This is a genomic window from Paenarthrobacter ureafaciens, from assembly GCF_004028095.1.
Classification (GTDB): Bacteria; Actinomycetota; Actinomycetes; order Actinomycetales; family Micrococcaceae; genus Arthrobacter; species Arthrobacter ureafaciens.
On sequence record NZ_SBHM01000006.1, the window covers coordinates 114,274 to 133,997 of the forward strand.

Annotated in this window: 16 protein-coding genes; 6 read left to right on the top strand and 10 right to left on the bottom strand. The window is 64.2% G+C overall.

Going from position 1 to position 19,724, the window contains the following annotated elements; translation table 11 throughout:
• Nucleotides 1-196 precede the first annotated feature (196 nt).
• A complete protein-coding gene (locus AUR_RS01620; protein WP_031215963.1) occupies nt 197-1,048 on the top strand; it encodes a DUF3097 domain-containing protein in 852 nt (283 codons plus the stop codon).
• A gap of 115 nt (nt 1,049-1,163) precedes the next feature.
• Nucleotides 1,164-1,577, top strand: a complete 414-nt coding sequence (locus AUR_RS01625; protein ID WP_021470571.1) for a DUF4870 domain-containing protein — start codon at nt 1,164-1,166, stop codon at nt 1,575-1,577.
• Nucleotides 1,578-1,618: 41 nt separating this feature from the next.
• Here the strand turns inward: AUR_RS01625 and hemW are convergent, their stop codons facing one another.
• On the bottom strand, nt 1,619-2,848 hold the full coding sequence (hemW, locus tag AUR_RS01630; protein WP_062096910.1) for a radical SAM family heme chaperone HemW: 1,230 nt from the start codon (nt 2,846-2,848) through the stop codon (nt 1,619-1,621).
• Nucleotides 2,849-4,702, bottom strand: a complete 1,854-nt coding sequence (lepA, locus tag AUR_RS01635; protein WP_043426564.1) for a translation elongation factor 4 — start codon at nt 4,700-4,702, stop codon at nt 2,849-2,851.
• Between the two features lie 174 nt (nt 4,703-4,876).
• Here lepA and AUR_RS01640 point away from each other — a divergent pair, with 174 nt between their 5' ends.
• Nucleotides 4,877-5,425: a type II toxin-antitoxin system PemK/MazF family toxin gene (locus AUR_RS01640; RefSeq protein WP_031215964.1), complete on the top strand. Its 549-nt coding sequence runs from the start codon at nt 4,877-4,879 to the stop codon at nt 5,423-5,425.
• A gap of 167 nt (nt 5,426-5,592) precedes the next feature.
• Nucleotides 5,593-5,853: a 30S ribosomal protein S20 gene (rpsT, locus tag AUR_RS01645; RefSeq protein ID WP_021470575.1), complete on the top strand. Its 261-nt coding sequence runs from the start codon at nt 5,593-5,595 to the stop codon at nt 5,851-5,853.
• A 105-nt stretch (nt 5,854-5,958) separates the two neighbouring features.
• Here the strand turns inward: rpsT and holA are convergent, their stop codons facing one another.
• From holA to AUR_RS01685, 8 genes are all read right to left on the bottom strand, one after another.
• Nucleotides 5,959-6,993 carry a DNA polymerase III subunit delta gene (gene holA, locus AUR_RS01650; protein ID WP_062096911.1) on the bottom strand — a complete coding sequence of 345 codons (1,035 nt, stop codon included), beginning with the start codon at nt 6,991-6,993 and terminating at the stop codon, nt 5,959-5,961.
• Nucleotides 6,894-8,702, bottom strand: a complete 1,809-nt coding sequence (locus AUR_RS01655; RefSeq protein WP_062096912.1) for a ComEC/Rec2 family competence protein — start codon at nt 8,700-8,702, stop codon at nt 6,894-6,896. The genes holA and AUR_RS01655 overlap by 100 nt, the downstream gene beginning before the upstream one ends.
• On the bottom strand, nt 8,695-9,573 hold the full coding sequence (locus AUR_RS01660; RefSeq protein WP_062096913.1) for a ComEA family DNA-binding protein: 879 nt from the start codon (nt 9,571-9,573) through the stop codon (nt 8,695-8,697). Before AUR_RS01660 ends, AUR_RS01655 begins: the two co-directional genes overlap by 8 nt.
• A 64-nt stretch (nt 9,574-9,637) precedes the next feature.
• Nucleotides 9,638-10,621, bottom strand: a complete 984-nt coding sequence (locus tag AUR_RS01665; RefSeq protein ID WP_062096914.1) for a DegV family protein — start codon at nt 10,619-10,621, stop codon at nt 9,638-9,640.
• 77 nt (nt 10,622-10,698) lie between these two features.
• On the bottom strand, nt 10,699-13,227 hold the full coding sequence (gene leuS / locus AUR_RS01670) for a leucine--tRNA ligase (protein WP_062096915.1): 2,529 nt from the start codon (nt 13,225-13,227) through the stop codon (nt 10,699-10,701).
• 279 nt (nt 13,228-13,506) lie between these two features.
• Nucleotides 13,507-15,021 carry a glycerol kinase GlpK gene (gene glpK, locus AUR_RS01675; protein WP_021470581.1) on the bottom strand — a complete coding sequence of 505 codons (1,515 nt, stop codon included), beginning with the start codon at nt 15,019-15,021 and terminating at the stop codon, nt 13,507-13,509.
• A gap of 62 nt (nt 15,022-15,083) precedes the next feature.
• Nucleotides 15,084-15,836, bottom strand: coding sequence for an MIP/aquaporin family protein (locus tag AUR_RS01680; RefSeq protein ID WP_021470582.1), 753 nt, complete (start codon nt 15,834-15,836; stop codon nt 15,084-15,086).
• Between the two features lie 92 nt (nt 15,837-15,928).
• Nucleotides 15,929-17,716 carry a glycerol-3-phosphate dehydrogenase/oxidase gene (locus AUR_RS01685; RefSeq protein ID WP_062096916.1) on the bottom strand — a complete coding sequence of 596 codons (1,788 nt, stop codon included), beginning with the start codon at nt 17,714-17,716 and terminating at the stop codon, nt 15,929-15,931.
• Nucleotides 17,717-17,836: 120 nt separating this feature from the next.
• Between AUR_RS01685 and AUR_RS01690 the strand changes: the two genes are divergently transcribed.
• Together AUR_RS01690 and AUR_RS01695 are read left to right on the top strand one after the other, a co-directional pair.
• A complete protein-coding gene (locus AUR_RS01690; RefSeq protein ID WP_128397029.1) occupies nt 17,837-18,823 on the top strand; it encodes a sugar-binding transcriptional regulator in 987 nt (328 codons plus the stop codon).
• A 10-nt stretch (nt 18,824-18,833) separates the two neighbouring features.
• Nucleotides 18,834-19,715 (top strand): aldo/keto reductase, encoded by an 882-nt coding sequence (locus AUR_RS01695; protein ID WP_031215969.1) that lies wholly within the window; start codon nt 18,834-18,836, stop codon nt 19,713-19,715.
• The last annotated feature ends 9 nt before the right edge of the window (nt 19,716-19,724 follow it).

Here is a 19,724-nt window from a genome sequence, read left to right on the forward strand (position 1 = left end):
CATCCGGCCCATGCACTGATGCACGAGGGACCTTCAGCTGACCCTTTTGCTTAGCACTCGACATGCCCAAGTGCTAACAAGTCTAGTATGAGCCACCGCGTTGCTAGCATTGAAACCGCCCGCGCAGACATCCATGGCAGGCCTGGCGGCGACTGCGGCCCGGCAGCCGTCCAAGCCCGAAGAGGTAGGTCATTCCTTGGCTTATGACACCTGGGGTCCACAGGACCTGACCGCTCCTGCCCAACAGCGGCTCCCGGAGGTACCCGTGCAGCGCGGGATGGTGCTGGAGGATGCCCAATCCGGTTGGGTGGGTGCGGTCACCCGCGTGGAAAAGTCCGGCGGGATGCACATCGTGGCCCTCGAAGACCGGCGCGGAAAAACCAAGTCCTTCCAGCTGGGCTTCGGCTTCCTGCTGGAAGGTCAGCCCATCCGGCTCCTGCCTCCCGCGCCCAAGGCGCCCGCCACTGCAGCCTCCCCCACCCGGACAGCTTCGGGTTCCGTGCGCGTCAGTGGCCAACGGGCCCAGGTGGCCAAAGCGAGCCGCATCTGGGTGGAGGGCAAGCACGATGCGGAACTCGTGGAAAAAGTATGGGGTGACGACCTCCGCGTGGAGGGCATCGTCGTCGAGCCCCTGCACGGGGTGGATGACCTCAAAGCCGCGATAGCAGCCTTCAACCCCGGCCCGGGGCGCAAACTGGGAATCCTCGTGGACCACCTCGTAGCCGGCTCCAAGGAATCGCGGATCGCCGCCGAAGCGATGACCTTGCCGGGCGCTGCCCGTAACGTCCTGATCGTGGGACACCCCTACGTGGATGTCTGGCAGGCGATCCGGCCCAAGGTCCTTGGCATCGCCCAATGGCCCGATGTTCCCCGCGGTACGGACTGGAAGACGGGGATCCTGCGCGCTTTTGGCTGGCCGCACGAGACTGCGGAGGACATCGGAATCGGCTGGCAGCGCCTTTTGGGCGCGGTCCGCACCTACGCCGACCTTGAAGCCTCCCTCCTGGGCCGCGTCGAGGAAGTCATCGACTTCCTCACCGCGCCCTGACTCCAGCGCCCGGGCGTCCGACGGCGGCGGGCGGCGGGTTGGTCCCGGAACAGCCCCGGACCCTATATTCTGGGACAGCAACACCGCAGCATTTTTTATAGCAAAGGGAACCAACGTGTCAGAGAACGCCCCAGAAGAACCGGGCAGGGCCGCAGGTCAGCCCCAGTACCATGGCGCGCCTGCAAACGCACTCCCTCTCACAGCCAGCGAGGACCGCCAGTGGGCAACCCTGGCGCACTTCGGTGGAATCCTCGGGTGCCTGCCCTCGCTGCTGATTTACTTGATTTTCCGCGACAGGGGTCCCTTTACAGCGCAGGAATCCAAGGAAGCGCTCAACTTCACGCTGCCGCCCACCATTGCAGCGGCCGTAGCGAACATCCTCGTACTGCTACCGGTTGTAGGGAACATCTTTGCCGTCATCGCCACGGCAATCTGGGTGGCACTCACGTGCTTCTCCGTCTCCGCCGGCATCCGCGTGAACCACGGCCAGCCGCACCGCTACCGCTTCAACCTTCGCTGGATCAAGTAGCGGCGACGCCGATCTTTCCGCAGGGCCGATCTTTCCGTAAGTCAGTCCGGCAGGATGCGCCGCACTACCGCATCGGCCAACAAACGTCCCTTAAGGGTCAGCACCAAGCGACCTTGGAAGGCCGCAGCAGGTTCGGCCAGGCCATCGGCTATCAAACCCGCCACAGCACGCCTGCCGTCCTTGTCCAAGCCGTCTATTGCCAGGCCTGACACAAGCCGCGCCTCCAGCATGATCCGCTCCACGTCCCGTGTTCCGGCGTCGAGCGTTTCCCTGCCCGCAGCCGGAGACTCTCCGGCCACCAGGCGGGAAGCATAGGCAGCGGGGTGCTTCACGTTCCACCACCGGACGCCACCCACATGGGAATGCGCTCCGGGGCCGATACCCCACCAGTCGTCGCCGCGCCAATATGCCAGGTTGTGGCGGCAGGCCTGCTCAGGTGTCCTGGCCCAGTTGCTGACCTCATACCAGCCCAGGCCGGCTTCCGAGATCAGCTGGTCGGCAAGTTCATACTTGGCCGCGTGGTCGTCGTCGTCGATGCCGGGCACCTCGCCACGGCGGATCTGGGCGGCAAGCTTGGTCCCCTCCTCCACGATCAAGGCGTAGGCGCTGATGTGGTCGGGCTCGTAGGAGAGCGCGGTCTCCAACGACTCCCGCCAGTCGGCCATGGACTCCCCCGGCGTCCCGTAAATCAGGTCCAGGCTGACGGCCAGCCCTGCTTCCCGGGCCCACTGGACAACCTGGGGGACACGGCGTGGCGTGTGGGTCCGGTCCAGTACCTTGAGGACGTGCGGGACTGCCGACTGCATGCCAAAGGAGACGCGGGTGAAGCCAGCGTCCTTGAGGACCTGCAACGATTCACGGGTTACCGAATCCGGGTTGGCCTCCGTGGTGACCTCAGCGCCTTCTTCCAGCCCCCAATGCCCCACTGCGGTCCGCAGGATCTCCGCGAGGTCTTCGGCCGGCAGCAGCGTGGGCGTGCCACCGCCAAAGAAAACGGTACTCATGGGACGCCGCGGCAGGCCTGAATCCTCAAGCACTTTCGCTGCGAAGTCCACCTCCGACGCTGCGGTACCTGAGTAGGCAGCTTGTGAGGCTCCCCCGCCCAGTTCCGTCGCGGTGTAGGTGTTGAAATCGCAATAGCCGCACCGCACCGCGCAGAACGGTATGTGGACGTACAAGCCGAACTTCCGGCGTCCGACGTCGGCGAGCACCTGCGACGGCAGCAAGCCGTCAGCAGGTGCCGGATCGCCCAAAGGCAGGACGCTTGGCATTTACTTCTTTGCCTTGTCCTTCGACTCGTCAGTGGTGAGGGCAGCGATGAAGGCTTCCTGCGGCACCTCGACGCGGCCCACCATCTTCATGCGCTTCTTGCCTTCCTTCTGCTTTTCCAGCAGTTTGCGTTTACGGGTGATGTCACCGCCGTAGCACTTGGCAAGAACGTCTTTGCGGATGGCCCGGATGCTCTCGCGGGCGATGATGCGGGAGCCAATGGCAGCCTGGATGGGCACCTCGAACTGCTGCCGCGGAATGAGCTCGCGGAGCTTCCCGGTCATCATCACACCATAGGAATAGGCCTTGTCGCGGTGCGTGATGGCACTGAACGCGTCCACTTGTTCACCTTGAAGCAGGATGTCGACCTTGACGAGGTCGGCCACTTGCTCGCCGTCGGCCTTCCAGTCCAGCGAGGCGTACCCGCGCGTCTTGGACTTCAGGAGATCGAAGAAGTCGAACACGATCTCGGCCAGCGGGATCCAGTAACGGAGTTCGACACGGTCCTCGGACAGGTAGTCCATGCCCTTCATCTGACCGCGGCGGCTCTGGCACAGCTCCATGATGGCGCCGACGAACTCGTTGGGCGCCAGGACGGTAGCGGAGACCATCGGTTCGCGGACCTCGGCGATCTTGCCTGTGGGGTACTCGCTGGGGTTGGTGACGTGGACAACCCGCTTGTCTTCCAAGGTGACCTCATACTCCACGTTGGGAGCAGTAGAGATGAGGTCGAGGTTGTACTCGCGTTCCAAACGTTCGCGCGTGATCTCGAGGTGCAGCAAACCGAGGAAGCCGACGCGGAAACCGAAGCCCAGCGCAGCTGACGTCTCAGGCTCGTAGACCAGGGCGGCGTCGTTGAGCATCAGCTTTTCCAAGGCGTCGCGGAGTACCGGGTAGTCCGTGCCGTCCAAGGGGTAGAGGCCGGAGAAGACCATCGGCTTCGCATCGGCGTACCCGCTGAGCGATTCCGAGGCCGGTTTGGCCTGGTTGGTGACAGTATCGCCGACCTTGGACTGGCGGACATCCTTCACGCCGGTGATGAGGTATCCCACCTCGCCTACGCCCAGGCCCTTCGACGGGGTGGGCTCAGGAGAGCTCACGCCGATTTCGAGGAGTTCGTGGGTTGCACGGGTCGACATCATCTGGATGCGTTCGCGGGGGTGGAGCTTGCCATCCACCACACGAACATAGGTGACCACGCCACGGTACGTGTCATAGACCGAATCAAAGATCATGGCACGCGCGGGAGCGTCCGGATTGCCAACAGGTGCCGGAAGGTCGCGGACGATCTTGTCCAGCAGAGCCTCGACGCCTACGCCCGTCTTACCGGAAACCTTGAGGACATCTTCCGGATCTCCACCGATGAGGTTGGCAAGCTCAGCCGCGTACTTCTCCGGTTGCGCAGCGGGGAGGTCGATCTTGTTCAGCACCGGAATGATGGTGAGGTTGTTCTCCATAGCCAGGTAGAGGTTGGCCAGGGTCTGGGCTTCGATGCCTTGGGCAGCGTCAACCAGCAGCACTGCTCCCTCGCAGGCTGCCAGGGAGCGGGATACCTCATACGTGAAGTCCACGTGGCCCGGGGTGTCGATCATGTTCAGGGCATAGGCTGTGCCGTCAACCTCCCAGGGCATGCGGACGGCCTGTGACTTGATGGTGATGCCGCGCTCACGCTCGATGTCCATGCGGTCCAGATACTGGGCTTTCATGTCGCGCTGTTGAACGACGCCGGTGTACTGCAGCATGCGGTCGGCCAAGGTGGACTTACCGTGGTCGATATGGGCAATGATGCAGAAGTTCCGGATGATGGCCGGATCTGTTGCGGCGGGCACCGGTGCGGTGCGGGCCATGGGAGACACGCAGGGTCCTAACTGTCGGCATTCAAGCGGCAGTTCCGCAAGCCGGGCAGGGGCCAGCTGAGGAGATACCGCACATCTGATCCTCCAGTGTCCCATGAACCAGCCGTTCCCCGTACATCAGGGCAGGGCGGGGCCATCACCATCCGGCGGGGATGGGGACGGTAGCTTGGTCCTATGGCTCTGGACTTACGACCACTCGGCAAAGCACTCCTGCGATCCCTGAGGGCATTGGGTGGTACCCCAAGCAGGACGGCGACTCCTCCCCGTCCCCGGCCAGGCGGGACCCGGCAAGCAACCCGGCCCTCCGGCGTTGTGCCTAAAACCGGGACCTACCCCGGCGACTACCGCGGAAGCGTGCGCGCCAGCTACTCCCCCAAGCCTGACGGCAAGCCTGATCCGGGGGAGATCGTGTGGAGTTGGGTCCCCTATGAGGAAGACCACTCCCGCGGCAAGGACCGCCCGGTTCTCCTGGTGGGGCGTGACGGCCAATGGCTCCTCGGACTCATGCTGACTTCCAAGGACCATGACAACGGAGCGCGCGCCGACGATTACGTCGATGTCGGCACGGGTCCGTGGGACCGTCAGGGCCGGCCCAGCGAGGTCAAGCTGGACAGGGTCATCCGACTGGATCCGAACGCCATCCGACGCGAAGGGGCGGTGCTCGGCCGGCAGGCTTTCCAGGAAGTCATCAGGGCCCTGGCGGACTCATCCATGCGGCGTTGAGCGGTAATTCCTGCCACGACGGTCTTTCTGCTATCCTTTATAGCTGTGTGTCCGTGCAGGTCGACGGCCATACATGGTTGGCTGCCATAGGCATCCCCACGCCGCTCAGTCGATGGCCAACCTGACAACCCTCTAGACCATTTCCGCATTAAAAAGAGAGTTCATACGTGGCTAATATCAAGTCCCAGAAGAAGCGCATCCTCACCAACGAGAAGGCTCGGCTGCGTAACAACGCCGTCAAGTCCGAGCTGAAGACGGCCATCCGCGCCGTCAACACCGCCGTTGCGTCTGCTGACAAGGATGCTGCTGCAACTGCACTTGTTGCTGCCAGCCGTAAGCTGGATAAGGCTGTCAGCAAGGGCGTTATTCACAAGAACAACGCTGCAAACCGCAAGTCGGCGATCTCCAAGAAGGTCAACGCACTCTAAGGTTTTTCCAGTTCGACTGAGCTGAACAGGAGGCCGGCACCCCAGGGTGCCGGCCTCCTGGCTTTAAGCGTCATCCTGGGCCCCGTAGCGCCGGCCCGGCTTCTGCTACCGCCGTTGGGCGGACGTCGCAATCACTGTCACGGCGTGCTCCACGGCATAAACGGGATCGCGGGAGAGGCCCTTTACCTGCGCATCTGCTTCGGCGATGACCTGGATTGAACGAATCAGCCCCTCGGGAGTCCAGCGGCGGACATCCCGCTGCGCCTGCTCCACCAACCAAGGCTGCATTCCGAGATTCTTGGCAATGGACGCCGAAGACCCCCTGGCGCCCGCGACCTTGGCAAGTGTCCGCAGCTTCGCCGCCAGCGCTGCCACCAAGGGAACAGGGTCCACACCCGTGGACAACGCGTGACGGAGGGTGGAGAGGGCCAGTGGTCCATTTCCGCTCATAGCCGCGTCTGCCACCTTGAAGGCCGTGGCCTCCACCCGGCCCCCGTAGTAGCGATCCACCGTCTCGGCCGTGACGGCCGTGGTGGCGTCAGCGATCAATTGGCTGCATGCCGCGGCAAGCTCGGACAGGTTGGCGCCCACGGCGTTGACCAATGCCTGGACCGCGTCACCCTGGATCCTCCGCCCGGACGCCTTGAACTCTGCAACCACGAAGGACGTCTTGTCCGCGTCCTTCTTCAGGGGCTGGCAATCGACGACCGGCCAGCCCCCCGCCTTCACGGCATCCAGGAGCTTCTTCCCCCGGACTCCGCCGGCATGGCGAAGGACCAGGACCACATCATCTTCCGGCTGCGCAAGGTACTTGATGGCATCGGCCAGGAAAGCGTCGTTCATGGATTCCAGGCCCTCCACCTCCACCAACTTCCCCTCGCCAAAAAGCGACGGAGCGACAGTCATGGCCAAGGAACCGGCCTCATAGGAAGCCGCATTGAGTTTGGTGAGCTCAACATCCGGGGTGGCCGAACGCACTTCGGCGCGGATACGGTCCATGGCACGAATTCCCAAGTACTCCTCGGGCCCTGCGATGAGGACTACCGGGGCGGGCGACGCGTCACGCCAGCCGACGCTGTTCGCCGCAGCGCCCTTGGCCCGGGCCTCGCTCTTGTTCCGGGAATTTTGGGCAGCAGCCACTGGGGGTTCCTTCCGGAGGGATGTTTGCAGGATTCAAGTCTGCCACGTTTGCTCCGGCGCTTCCTATGGAACGTGATGGGACCGCCAGGGCGGGCACCATTGCGCACCTCCCAATCCTTTAGACGCCGCACAAGGCGTTGATGAACGCCACGAACACCCACCATGACGCCGGTCGGATGAAGCACAGCCCACGTTCCAAAGAGGGTAAGAGCCGACAAGAGCACCATGGCACTGACCCCCACCGGGCCGTCTGCCCACGGGAGGCCGGAACCGGGCAGGCCGGCAAAGTACCGGGCTGTTGCCGCTACGGCAGCCGCGGCGTTCCCGGCTACGAAGAAGAGGACGGGCGCCAGCCACGGAACCAGTGCTGAAACAGGGACGGCCAACGTCCCGAGGATGGTCACTGGCGCCACGAAAATTCCAGCCACAACATTTGCCGCGAGGGCGTACGGCGACAGCTGCGGTTGAACGAGGACGATCACGGGCCCGCACGCCAGCTGGGCGGACAACGGAACGGACACTCCCGCCGCCAGCCACCGGGGCACCCAACGGGGAAACCACGACGTCAGGCGCCGGGCCAGCAACACGATGCCCAAGGTGGCAAGGACGGACAGAAGAAATCCGAAGCTGACGGCCAGGCCCGGGCTGATCAAGAGGAGGGCGGTGGTGGCGAGACAAAGGAACGACAGTGACCTCCCACGGTGGCCCGTCGTGAGGGCTACTAGACCCACAGAGCCCATCACTGACGCCCGTAGCACACTCGGATCGGGTCCCACCAGGAGGACAAATGCAGCCAGGCCCACAACAGCGACGATGGCTGCCAGAGGCCGTGACAGCCGCAGCGAACGGGCAAGCAGGATAAAGCCGGCCAAAATCAACGAGCAATTGGAACCGCTTACAGCGGTTAGATGTGTCATCCCGCAGGTTTCCATCGCTGCTTTCAGGCTCGCGGGCAGGGTGCTGGTGTCCCCGACCACCATCCCCGGCAGCAGCCCCGCCGGGTCCGGTTCCAGCAGCTCCGCGGCGGACTGGCTGAACCGTTCCCGTGCCCGGGCTGCCGACTCCTTGGGGTCAAACGCGGTACCCACCTGAGTGGGCCCGGTGGATGCTGACAGCGTGGCAGCATCGGGCTCTCCGGGCCTTGGCTCCTTGGGAATCCCCGTCGTCCTGACGGATTGACCCGGCCTGACATCTTTCCATGCATCATTCCCCAGGACCGTAAGTGTGGCGGTTCCGCTGACTTTGCTGCCGTGCGCGGTGAGGTTCTCAAGTTCAGCCTGCAACATCCAACGCCCCTCGCCGCTGCCACCCGGCGCAGGAACAGGCGCCGGAATCCCGGCCACCCGTACTTGGATGACCACAGGGTGCCCCTCGCTGACGGCAGCGGCCAACGGACCGGATTCCCGCTTTGCGGCGTCCACCGTGCAGTGGAGGGCAACCGCAGCACCAAGGAGGCAAGCAACCGCGAGGGTGACCGGGAGCGTCCGGCCCCGGCCGGCTTGCTTCCCGCGCATTCCCCCGGCCTTCCTGCGAAGCGGACCTGCCAGCAACAACGCAGCAGCCCCTGCCGACAGCAAGGCCGTGAGAGCGGCCCCCGATTCCCGCAGGAAGGTGGTCCCGGCCAGCGCGGTCGCCCAGACCACGATGACAGCCGGCACCAGGCGGACGTCGAGGCGCCCGTCATCGCCGTCGTCGCTACTCTCAGCCACCTTGCACCGTCACAAGGGGCCGCAGTGACTCCATCAGCTTGGGACCAATACCGTCCACGGCGTCCAGGTCATCAACGGACAGGAACGGTCCGTGGTCTTTCCGCCACGCGACGATCCGTTGCGCCATGACCGGCCCAACGCGCGGAAGGGTGGAGAGTTCTTCCACCGACGCCGTGTTGACGTTGATCTTGCCACCTGACGCGCCGGAACCGTCGCTGCCGGAGCCGTCGCTGTTGGAGCCGTCGCCGCCGGAAGCACCACCGGACCCCACCGCAGTTTCGGGGATGTGGGGCACGGCCCCTGCCACCGGTACCGTAATTTTCGCCCCGTCGGCAACCAGCTCCGCAAGGTTCAGAGCGTCCGTGGCAGCCTCGGGTGTGGCTCCCCCTGCCGCCTCCAGGGCTTCGAACACCCGGCTTCCCTCAGGCAAGGACACGACTCCTGGCCTGTTGACGGCTCCGGCGACATGCACGGTGACCTTCGGGCCGGCACCCGCGGGCGCCTTGGTGGGCGCAGCGTTTTCATCTGCCACGGGCTGTCCGGCGCCGTCCGTGATGCTTCCAGCTGACTCAAGGGGTGTGCTGGTGGTCGGTTCTGCCGAAGCCTGCCACATCAGCACGACGAGCAAGACCAGGCAAGCGCCGGCCACCAGGAGCGCCACCCGCCGCGAGGTGCGGAACCGTATCCGGGACGGCGGGGCCGAATCTTCTCCGGGACCCTCCGAGTCAGGCTCCGCAAAGGTCAACAGGGCCTCGCCGCGCGTACCCGGCGGGGCCTCGTCGCTGGTTCCCGGCCCGACGTGCCGGGAGAGCCGGTGCCGGAATGCCTCGGCTGCAGCGTCCGTGGACGCGTCCCTTTTCCGGCGTGGCATACAGCAAGCCTAGGGTCGACTCAGCACTCCCCTGCCGGGCATATCAGGCTATGTGGAAAACCCATCAGTTGCCGGGCGTACTGCTCTCTCCGACAATGACGGCCAGGACCCCCAGGCCGGCGTGTGCCGCGAGGACAGCCGGCAGGGAACTGATCTGCGCGGGCGGGCATTCCGGGCATCTTTCGGCAAGCCGAGCCGCCAAGGATTCCGCTTCCCCGGGGTTTCCGAAGTGATGCACCGCCAACCTGGCCTGACCGGTCGGCCGCGTGGCAATATCCGCGGCCACGATTTCCTCGAGCCGGGCTACAGCCCGGACCGCGGACCGCACCTTTTCCAGCGGAACGATCCTGCCGTCGTCGACCGCCAGGATCGGTTTGATGGAGAAGACCGTCCCCAGCAGCGACGCCGCGGCCCCAATGCGGCCGCCACGCCGCAGTTGTTCGAGGCTGGGAACGTAGAAATAGACCCGTGTGCGCTCCAGGCGCCGTTCAGCGAACGCGCGCACCTCCCCGGCCGCCTGACCGGCAGCGGCAGCAACAACGGCACTTTGCACTCCCATGCCCTGTGCCATGCCGACGGTCCGGGAGTCCAGCACCTCGACGGGGATGTCCACCCGTTCGGCCGCAAGCCGGGCGGCGTCAACAGTGCCGGAGAGTTCGGCGGAGATGTGTACAGACACGACGGCTTCAAAGCCGCGTCGCTTGGCGGCCGCATAGGCTTGCTCAAACTGGCCGGGCGAAGGCCGGGATGTTTTCACCGGGGATCCGGAGGCGAGGGCGACCGCGAGGGTCTGCATGATGTCGTCCTCTCCCTCACCGTAGATCTCCTCCCCCACCATCACCGGCATGGGGACCACGGCGAGGCGGCCATCGGCGGCAAACGCGGAAACCCAGTCGGCCGGCAGTGCCGCCGCGGAATCAGTCACCACTGCTGTGCGCACGACGGCGTCACCCGGGTCCTGCGCGACCGGCACAGGCACAGTGGGCAGCCGCAAGCGGGAGAGGCGCTCCTTCAGCCACATCCAGGCGGGCGGTTCTCGATCCGGCACCCGGACCTCCTTTTAACGGTGCGCGGCCGCCGGCAATCGGAGCCGGCGGCCGCAATGTCCAAAAACCTGAACGATTGTCAGGCCGGAACGATGTTCACCAGTTTAGGCGCCCTGACGATGACCGTGCGGATGCCACGGCCGTCCATTGCACGCTGGACGTTTTCAGAAGCCAAGGCCAACTCCCGGAGTTCATCCTCGGAGATGTCCGGGGAAACTTCGAGGCGGTCGCGTACCTTGCCCTGGACCTGCACCACGGCAGTCACGGTTTCCTGGACGAGGAGCGCATCGTCATGCTTGGGCCATCCGGCGTTGGCCACCGAAGCGGCGTGCCCGAGGGCGCTCCACAGGTCCTCAGCCGTGTACGGGGCAAAGAGGCTCAGGATCACTGCCACCGCTTCCACGGCTTCGCGGACAGCCGGGTCGGCTCCGCCTGCGCCGGAGTCGATGGTCTTCCGCGTGGCGTTGACCAACTCCATGAGGCGGGCCACCACAACGTTGAATTTGTTGTTGTCCAGCAGCTCGGCAGCGTCAGCGATGGTCTTGTGCGTGACGGTGCGCAGGGCCCGGTCACCGGTGGCGGGATCCGTTCCGGGCTCGCTGGTGACGTCCTGGCCAAGGCGCCAGGCGCGTGCCAGGAACTTGCCCGAGCCGGACGGTGAAACGTCAGCCCAGTCGACGTCGTCTTCCGGTGGGGAGGCGAACACCATGGTGAGCCGGACGGCGTCCACGCCGAACTTGTCCAGCTGTTCGCCCAGGTCCACGCCATTGCCGAGGGACTTGCTCATGGCTTTGCCGCCGTTGAGCACCTGGCCCTGGTTCAGCAAGGCGCTGAATGGCTCGTTGGTTTCGATCAGGCCCATGTCCTTGATGACCTTGGTGAAGAAGCGGGCGTAGAGCAGGTGCAGGATCGCGTGCTCCACGCCGCCCACATACTGACCGACGGGCATCCAGTCGTTGATCTTTGCGGGATCGAACGGACCTTCGGTGTAATCCGGAGAAACGAAACGCAGGAAGTACCACGAGGAATCGACGAACGTGTCCATGGTGTCCGTATCCCGCTGGGCTGCGCGGCCGCAGTTGGGGCATTCGACGTTGACCCATTCGACGGCGGCGGCCAAGGGCGAGGTGCCCTTCGGCGCCAGTGCCTCGCCGCGGAGATCCGAAGGCAGGGTGACGGGAAGCTGATCGTCCGGAACGGGCACCTCGCCGCACTCACCGCAATGGATGATCGGGATGGGCGTGCCCCAGAAACGCTGGCGGCTCAACAGCCAGTCACGCAGGCGGAAGTTGACGAATTTCTCGCCGGTACCCAGTTTTTCCAGGACCTCGATGGCCGCGGGAATTGCTTCGGCCTTGCTGAGGCCGTCAAGGTCGCCGGAGTTCTTCAGCGTCCCCTCGCCGGCCGTCGCGATGCCGGTTTCGGCAGGATCGTCCTCGCCGGTGTCCAGGACTGCGCGCACCGGCAGGTTGAAGGCCTTGGCGAAGTCGAGGTCGCGCTGGTCGTGGGCAGGGACGGCCATGATGGCACCGGTGCCGTAATCCGCCAGGACGTAGTCGGCGGCCCACACGGGAAGCTTTTCGCCGTTCAGCGGGTTGATCGCGTAACGGCCCGTGAACACGCCGGTCTTTTCGCGCTCGGTGGACTGGCGTTCGATTTCCGAGAGCGCCTTGACTTTCTCGCGGTAAGCCATGAGTTCGTCGTGCTGCTCAGGGGTGACCAGGTCCAGGGCGAGGTGGGCGTCTGCAGCCACAACGAAGAACGTTGCCCCGTACAGGGTGTCCGGGCGGGTAGTGAAGACCGTGACTTCGCGTTCCGGGCGGCTGTCCGCAGCCTCAATGACGAAGCGGACGTGTGCGCCTTCGGAACGTCCGATCCAGTTGCGCTGCATCGCCAGGACGCGCTCGGGCCAGTGGCCTTGGAGCTGGTCCATGTCCTCGAGCAGGCGGTCCGCGTAGTCGGTGATCTTGAAGTACCACTGGTTCAGCGACTTCTTGGTCACGGCGGTACCGCAGCGCTCACAGGCTCCGTTGACAACCTGTTCGTTCGCCAGGACGGTCAGGTCCTTCGGGCACCAGTTGACCGGCGAGTCCTTGCGGTAGGCCAGTCCACGCTCGTAGAAACGCTTGAACAGCCATTGCGTCCAGCGGTAGTACTCAGGATCGGAGGTGTGCAGGCGACGCGACCAGTCCGCGGAGATGGCGTACCTCTTGAAGGACGCGGCCTGGGTGTCGATGTTGGCGTAGGTCCACTCGCTGGGGTGGGCGTTCCGCTTGATGGCGGCGTTTTCCGCCGGCAGCCCGAAGGAGTCCCAGCCGATGGGGTGCAGGACGTCGAAGCCCTTTTGACGCAGGTAGCGGGCAACAACATCGCCCATCGCAAACGCCTCCGCATGCCCCATATGAAGGTCTCCGGAAGGGTACGGGAACATGTCCAGCACATAGCGGCGTTCCCGTGAGCCGTCATCGGCCGGAGTGAACACCTTGAGGTCTTCCCAGACCTGCGGCCACTTGGCTTCCATCGCAGCGAAGCTGTAGACGCCTTCTTCAGGCGCCGCGGCTGCGGCTGACTGTGCTGTTCCGGTCTCTGTCTCCGGCTGAACGCTCACTGCTGCCCTCTTCTGTTCTTGATGGCGGAATAGTCCCCTGCTGCTGTTACTCGCACCGTGACCAAAATGCCCCGGACACACAAAAGCCCCTCAGCAAAGGAGGGGCGGCCGCTCGGCTGGTAACTGCCGGGCGGCTAACTAAGCAGAAGGTTCGCACGCATACACATACCTTACCGCACCAAGCCACTGCGGTTGGTGCGGCGACGGCGGGCTCGCAGGAAAGGGGCCGGTGACTGCCGCCATGGTGTGGCGGTAGTTGCCGGCCCCTTTCCGTACTACTTACTTAACGTCCTCGTCGACCCAATCCATGGACTTGGTGACTGCCTTCTTCCACAGCCGCAACTGCCTCTCCTGCTCAGCCTTGTCCATCTGCGGTTCCCAGCGCTTGTCCTCGCCCCAGTTGGCACTGAGCTCGCCGAGGTCGTTCCAGAAACCGACTGCCAGGCCGGCGGCGTAGGCAGCACCCAGGGCCGTAGTCTCGATGACCTTCGGCCGTACCACGGGGACACCGAGGATATCCGCCTGGAACTGCATCAGGGCATCGTTGGCGACCATGCCGCCGTCGACCTTCAGCTCGGTGAGCGGTACGCCCGAGTCTGCGTTGACGGCGTCCAGCACCTCGCGGGTCTGGAAAGCCGTGGCCTCCAGCGCGGCCCGGGCGATGTGGCCCTTGTTGGCGTAGCGGGTCAGGCCCACGATGGCACCCCGGGCATCAGCACGCCAGTACGGCGCGAAGAGGCCCGAGAACGCAGGAACAATGTAGACGCCGCCGTTGTCCTCCACAGCGGCGGCCAGTTCCTCGACCTGCGGTGCGGAACTGATCATGCCGAGGTTGTCGCGCAGCCACTGGATCAGCGAACCGGTCACTGCAATGGAACCTTCCAGCGCATAGTGCGGCTTCTGGTCGCCAAGCTTGTAACCGAGCGTGGTGAGCAGCCCGTTCTTGGAGTGGACGATTTCCTCACCTGTGTTGAAGATGAGGAAGCAACCGGTGCCGTAGGTATTCTTCGCCTCGCCGGCCTGGAACGCCGCCTGGCCGAAGGTGGCCGCCTGCTGGTCACCGAGGATGCCGGCCACGGGAGTTTCGCGAAGCAACTGCGACGTGTGGACGTGGCCGTAGACCTCGGAGGAGGACTTGATGGCCGGCATCATGGATGCCGGAACGCCGAAGATATCCAGGATTTCCTGGTCCCATTGCAGCGTTTCGAGGTCCATGAAAAGCGTGCGTGAAGCGTTGGTGACGTCCGTGACGTGCACGCCGCCGTCGGTGCCGCCGGTCAGGTTCCACAGGACCCATGCGTCCGTGTTGCCGAACAGCAGATCGCCGGCCTCAGCACGTTCGCGGGCTCCGTCGACGTTGTCCAGGATCCATTTGATCTTGGTGCCGGAGAAGTACGTTGCCAGGGGCAGGCCGACTTTCTGTTTGAAGCGGTCTCCCCCGCCGTCCTTGGCGAGCTCGTCCACGATCGGCTGCGTGCGGGTGTCCTGCCAGACGATGGCGTTGTAGACGGGCTCACCAGTGTTCTTATCCCAGACGACCGCGGTTTCGCGCTGGTTGGTGATGCCCACGGCCGCGATGTCGTGTCGGGTCAGGTTCGCCTTGGACAGGGCCGAGCCAATGACCTCGCGGGTGTTGTTCCAGATTTCAGCCGCGTCATGCTCCACCCAGCCGGCCTGCGGGAAAATCTGCTCGTGTTCCATCTGCCCGGACGACACGATGCTGCCGGAGTGGTCGAAGACGATGGCGCGGGTGCTGGTGGTGCCCTGGTCAATGGCGATGACGTATTGGTTCATGGTGACGTCCTTGTCTTGGTTCTTGTTGGATAGGGAGTTCTAGCCTTGTGTGGAACGGATTGCTAGCCGGCGATCGCGGGCATGATGTCGGGGACCCAGAGCGCCACGAGCCCTGCCAGCCCGCCACCAACCAGCGGCCCGACGACGGGAATCCACGAATACGCCCAGTCGCTGGTGCCCTTGCCCTTGATCGGAAGGATTGCGTGCGCGATGCGGGGTCCAAGGTCACGGGCCGGGTTGATGGCGTAGCCCGTGGGACCACCGAGTGATACACCGATACCGACGACCAAAAGCGCTACGGCCAACGGCCCCAGGCCGGACGGGGTACCGCCGAAGGTCAGGATGACGAAGACGAGGACGAACGTGCCGATGATCTCAGTGATCAGGTTCCACGGGGTGGAGCGGATAGCCGGCCCGGTGGAGAAGGTGCCCAGCTTGTTGGCAGCCAGCGGTTCGGCATCGAAGTGCTGCTTGTAAGCCAGCCAGCACACAACAGCGCCGAGGAAGGCGCCCAGCAGTTCGCCGCCGAAGTAGGTCAGCGTGGAACCGAAGGTCACAGCGACGTCGGGCGCGTATTCGCCCTTCCCATTGACCAGCAGGCCGAGGGTGACTGCGGGGTTCAGGTGCGCGCCGGACTTTGCAGCCACGAAGACGCCCGCGAAGACCGCAATACCCCAGCCCCACGTCACCATCAAGAATCCAGCGTTGTTGCCCTTGGTGCCTTTGAGTGCAACGTTGGCCACGACGCCGCAACCCAGAAGGGTCAGCATCATGGTTCCGAATACTTCGGAAAGGAAAACAATTCCAAGAGACATCTTTGACTCCTCATTTTTCTGTTGTCAGCCTCCTCGCGGGTTGAAGAGGCTGTTGGAATGGCACCGTCGCCGGTGCCGTTCCGATGGTGGGTTTAGTCCACCAAGCTGTGTACGTTGACCCTGTGGTAACGCTGCAGGACCTCCTGTGCATGGCGTACTTCGCTTTGCCGGGCCGCTTCATCCCATCCCATGGGGCCGGCCAGTACCGCGGCGAGCTCATTGAGCAGCTCACCCGTGACCAGCCCCCGGAACGCCAGGGAAGTACGTCGGATGAGCACATCCACCAAGTGGCCAACCTGCTCGTTCTGTGCCATGAATTCGAGTTCGCGGACGCTCAGCTCCCGGGTTGAACGCAGCGAAGCGTCATTTCCGGCCTTGAGGTAGGCGATGACGTCCTCGGCACGGGTGCCGTAGCGGGTCAGCAGGCCTTCCACCCGGCCGGCGTCGAGCCCGGGTCCCATGTGCTTCTTGATCCACTCCTGCTCGCCTTCGGCCGTCGCCGGATAGCCGGCGCCACCGCCGATGGGGAGCTTCGCCGTCGAGACTTTGCGTGCCAGTCCCAGTTCGCGGAGGACGTCGTTGGTCATGTGTTCGGCCAGCGCGCGGAAGGTAGTCCACTTGCCGCCAACCAGGCTGAGTACGACGGCGGCCTTGCCGCCTGGCGTGGCCACTGCGGCATCGCCGGTGCGGACGCTCCGTTCGATCCTGTAGTCCCTGGACACGAAGCCGGGCTGCGTTTCATCGTGCCGCGGTAGTGGCCGCACCCCCGAGAAGCTGTAGACGATGTGGTCGCGGTTCACGGAAATGGTCGGGAACACATGCCCCACCAGGTCGAAGAAGTAGTCCACCTCGGCGTCGGTGCATACTGCGTCTTCGCCCATGTCCGCGTCAACGTCGGTGGTGCCTACCAGGACGCGGTCGCCCATGGGGTAGATCAAGACAATGCGGCCGTCGGTGTGCTCAAAGAAGATTTCCCGGCCGTTGCAGGCTTCCAGGAGCTCAGGATGGTCCAGGACGATGTGGGATCCCTTGGTACCGCCCATGAAACGGCTGGCAGCACCCATGGCCTGGTTGGTGAGGTCCACCCAAGCGCCGGTCGTGTTGACGATGACGTCAGCCTGGAAATCGAACTCTTCGCCGGAGAGCTCATCCCGGAGCCTGGCGCCGTGTGGGCCCATGCCTGCAAGCGAGACGTAGTTGCTGGCCCTCGCTGTTCCGCCCTGCTGTTTGCCGGAGGAAAGGCCGGCCTTTTCGCCGTCCTGCAGCACGTCAAGGGTAAGGCGCTCCGGATTGTGGACCGATGCGTCAAAGTAGGTGGCCGAGTACTTGATGTCCTGGCGGAGCCGCGGCAGCTCAGCCAGCGCCTTGTCACGGCCGAGGAACTGGTGGCGCGGTACAGTGCCGCCGTCACGGGAGAAGAAGTCGTACATGGTCAAGCCGAGCTTGATGAGGAAAGCACCGCGCTCCTTCGGCTTGCCCTGCTTGTGGCTGAGGAAGCGGACAGGTGCAGCCAGGATTCCGGAGAACGTGCTGAAGATGGGGATGGTGGTCTGCAAAGGCTTGACGTAGTGCGGCGCGATGCGAAGCAACCGGTTCCGCTCCACGACAGATTCCTTGACCAGCCGGAACTCACCGTTCTCGAGGTAGCGGATGCCGCCATGGATCATGTGCGACGAGGCGCCGCTGGCGCCCTGGCAGTAGTCGCCACGCTCCACGAGGGCCACATCCACGCCTTGGAGTGCCAGATCACGGAAAGTCCCGACGCCGTTGATCCCACCACCGATGATGAGGACCTGCGCTGACGGCCGTTCCTGCAAGGCCGCCGCAGATCCACGTCGCTGCGTTCCAGCTGACTGTCCGGAATTCCTGTTGTGTCCCAAAACTGCTCCCTTGGGCTCGGCTTGTGCGCAACTTTTTGTCACGGCACCTGTCACCACTAATCTGGCGAAGGTGGAAAATGGAGTCAAGCTATTTGCACAAACGTGCAGCAAGGAAATGAGATGGGACGATCACGTCACTCGGATGCGCTTCGGGCCGCACAAATGTATTACTTGCAGGACCTGACCATGGACGCCATTGCCCGGGAGCTGAGAACCTCGCGGTCCACGGTCTCAAGGCTGCTGTCATCGGCACGCGAAACCGGGCTGGTACAGGTGCAGATCCGCAGCCCGTTCGATACGGCGCCGGAGTTGGAAGGCCAGATCCGGGACCGGTTCGGCGTCGATGTCCATGTGGTTCCCGTGCTGGACACGCTGAACGAAGCCGAAACCCTTGACCGGGTGGCAATGCAGGCCGCCAGGACGATCGGGCCGTTGGTGGATTCGAACGCGATCATCGGGGTGGCATGGGGTGCCACCCTCAGCGCGGTCAGCCGGCACTTGACCCGGAAAGTCACCCACGACAGCATCGTGGTCCAGTTGAACGGTGCGGGCAACATGCAGACCACCGGCATCACCTACGCGAGCGACATCATGCGCCGTTTCGGCAATGCCTACGGGGCGCGGGTGGAACAGTTTCCGGTTCCTGCCTTCTTCGACCACGCCGCCACCAAGACGGCCATGTGGAATGAACGTAGCGTCCAACGCATCCTGGACCTGCAGGCGAGGATGAGCATTGCCATCTTCGGCGTGGGATCCGTGGATTCGGATTATCCCAGTCACGTGTATGCCGGCGGCTACCTCGACGAACAAGACCTTGCTGAACTGGCTGCTGATGACGTCGTGGGCGACGTGGCCACTGTCTTCTTCCGGAGCGATGGCTCCTCGGACGGCATCACCCTGAACGAGCGGTCAACAGGTCCTACCCACGACCAGCTTCGCCAAGTGCGTCGCCGGATCTGCGTGGTGTCCGGAGCTTCCAAGATCAACGGCCTCCAAGGCGCATTGGCCGCGGGCCTGGCCACGGACCTGATCCTTGACGAAGCCTCGGCCCGCCGCCTGGTCAGCTTTACCGGCCAGCCAGCGGGTATTCCTGCCGGTAATGGGTAGAGTCGTTGTCATGAGAATCCCGGCGCGGCAGAGCTTGAACAACGGCGTGATGATGGACTCCGTGGGGTACGGGTTGTACAAAGTTCCCCCGAAGGACGCCGAGTCCCTGGTCAGCACCGCACTGGGGGAAGGCTACCGTCGCTTCGACACCGCGGCCATGTACGGCAACGAAGTAGGCGTCGGACGCGCGATCGGCGGGGCCATCGGCGATGCCAACGAGGCGAACGTCGGGACCGGTGGTTCCGGTGAGGCGGTTCATGCCCTGGCCCGGGAGGACGTCTTTGTTACCACCAAGGTCTGGAACGATGACCAGGGCTACGACGCTACCCTGCGCGCCTTCGACACCTCCATCGCCAATCTGGGCCTTGACTACGTGGATCTCTACCTCATCCACTGGCCCTGCGCCCGCCGCGGACTTTTTACTGAAACCTACAAGGCGCTCGAGACCCTTTACCGCGAAGGAAAAGTCCGGGCAATCGGCGTTTCGAACTTCCAGCCGGAGCACCTGGCACGGCTGATGGAATCAGCCGAGGTCGTTCCTGCGGTTAACCAGATCGAGCTTCACCCGTGGTTGCAGCAGGCCAGGCTCCGCACCCTGCATGAACAGCTGGGAATCCGCACCGAGGCCTGGAGCCCCCTCGGCCGGGGACAGGTCCTGGCCGACCCGGCCATCGCAGAGCTGGCCGACAAGCACCGGCGCACCCCGGCGCAGGTCATCATCCGGTGGCACCTCCAGCTGGGTAACCTGGTGATCCCCAAGGCAAGTTCGGCCGGGCGCATCAAGGAGAACTTTGCAGTTTTCGATTTCGAGTTGGACCAGGACGACATGGACGGCATGGCCGCCCTCGAAAGACATCACCGGACAGGCTCGCATCCGGACACCGTGAACTAGGAACAACTG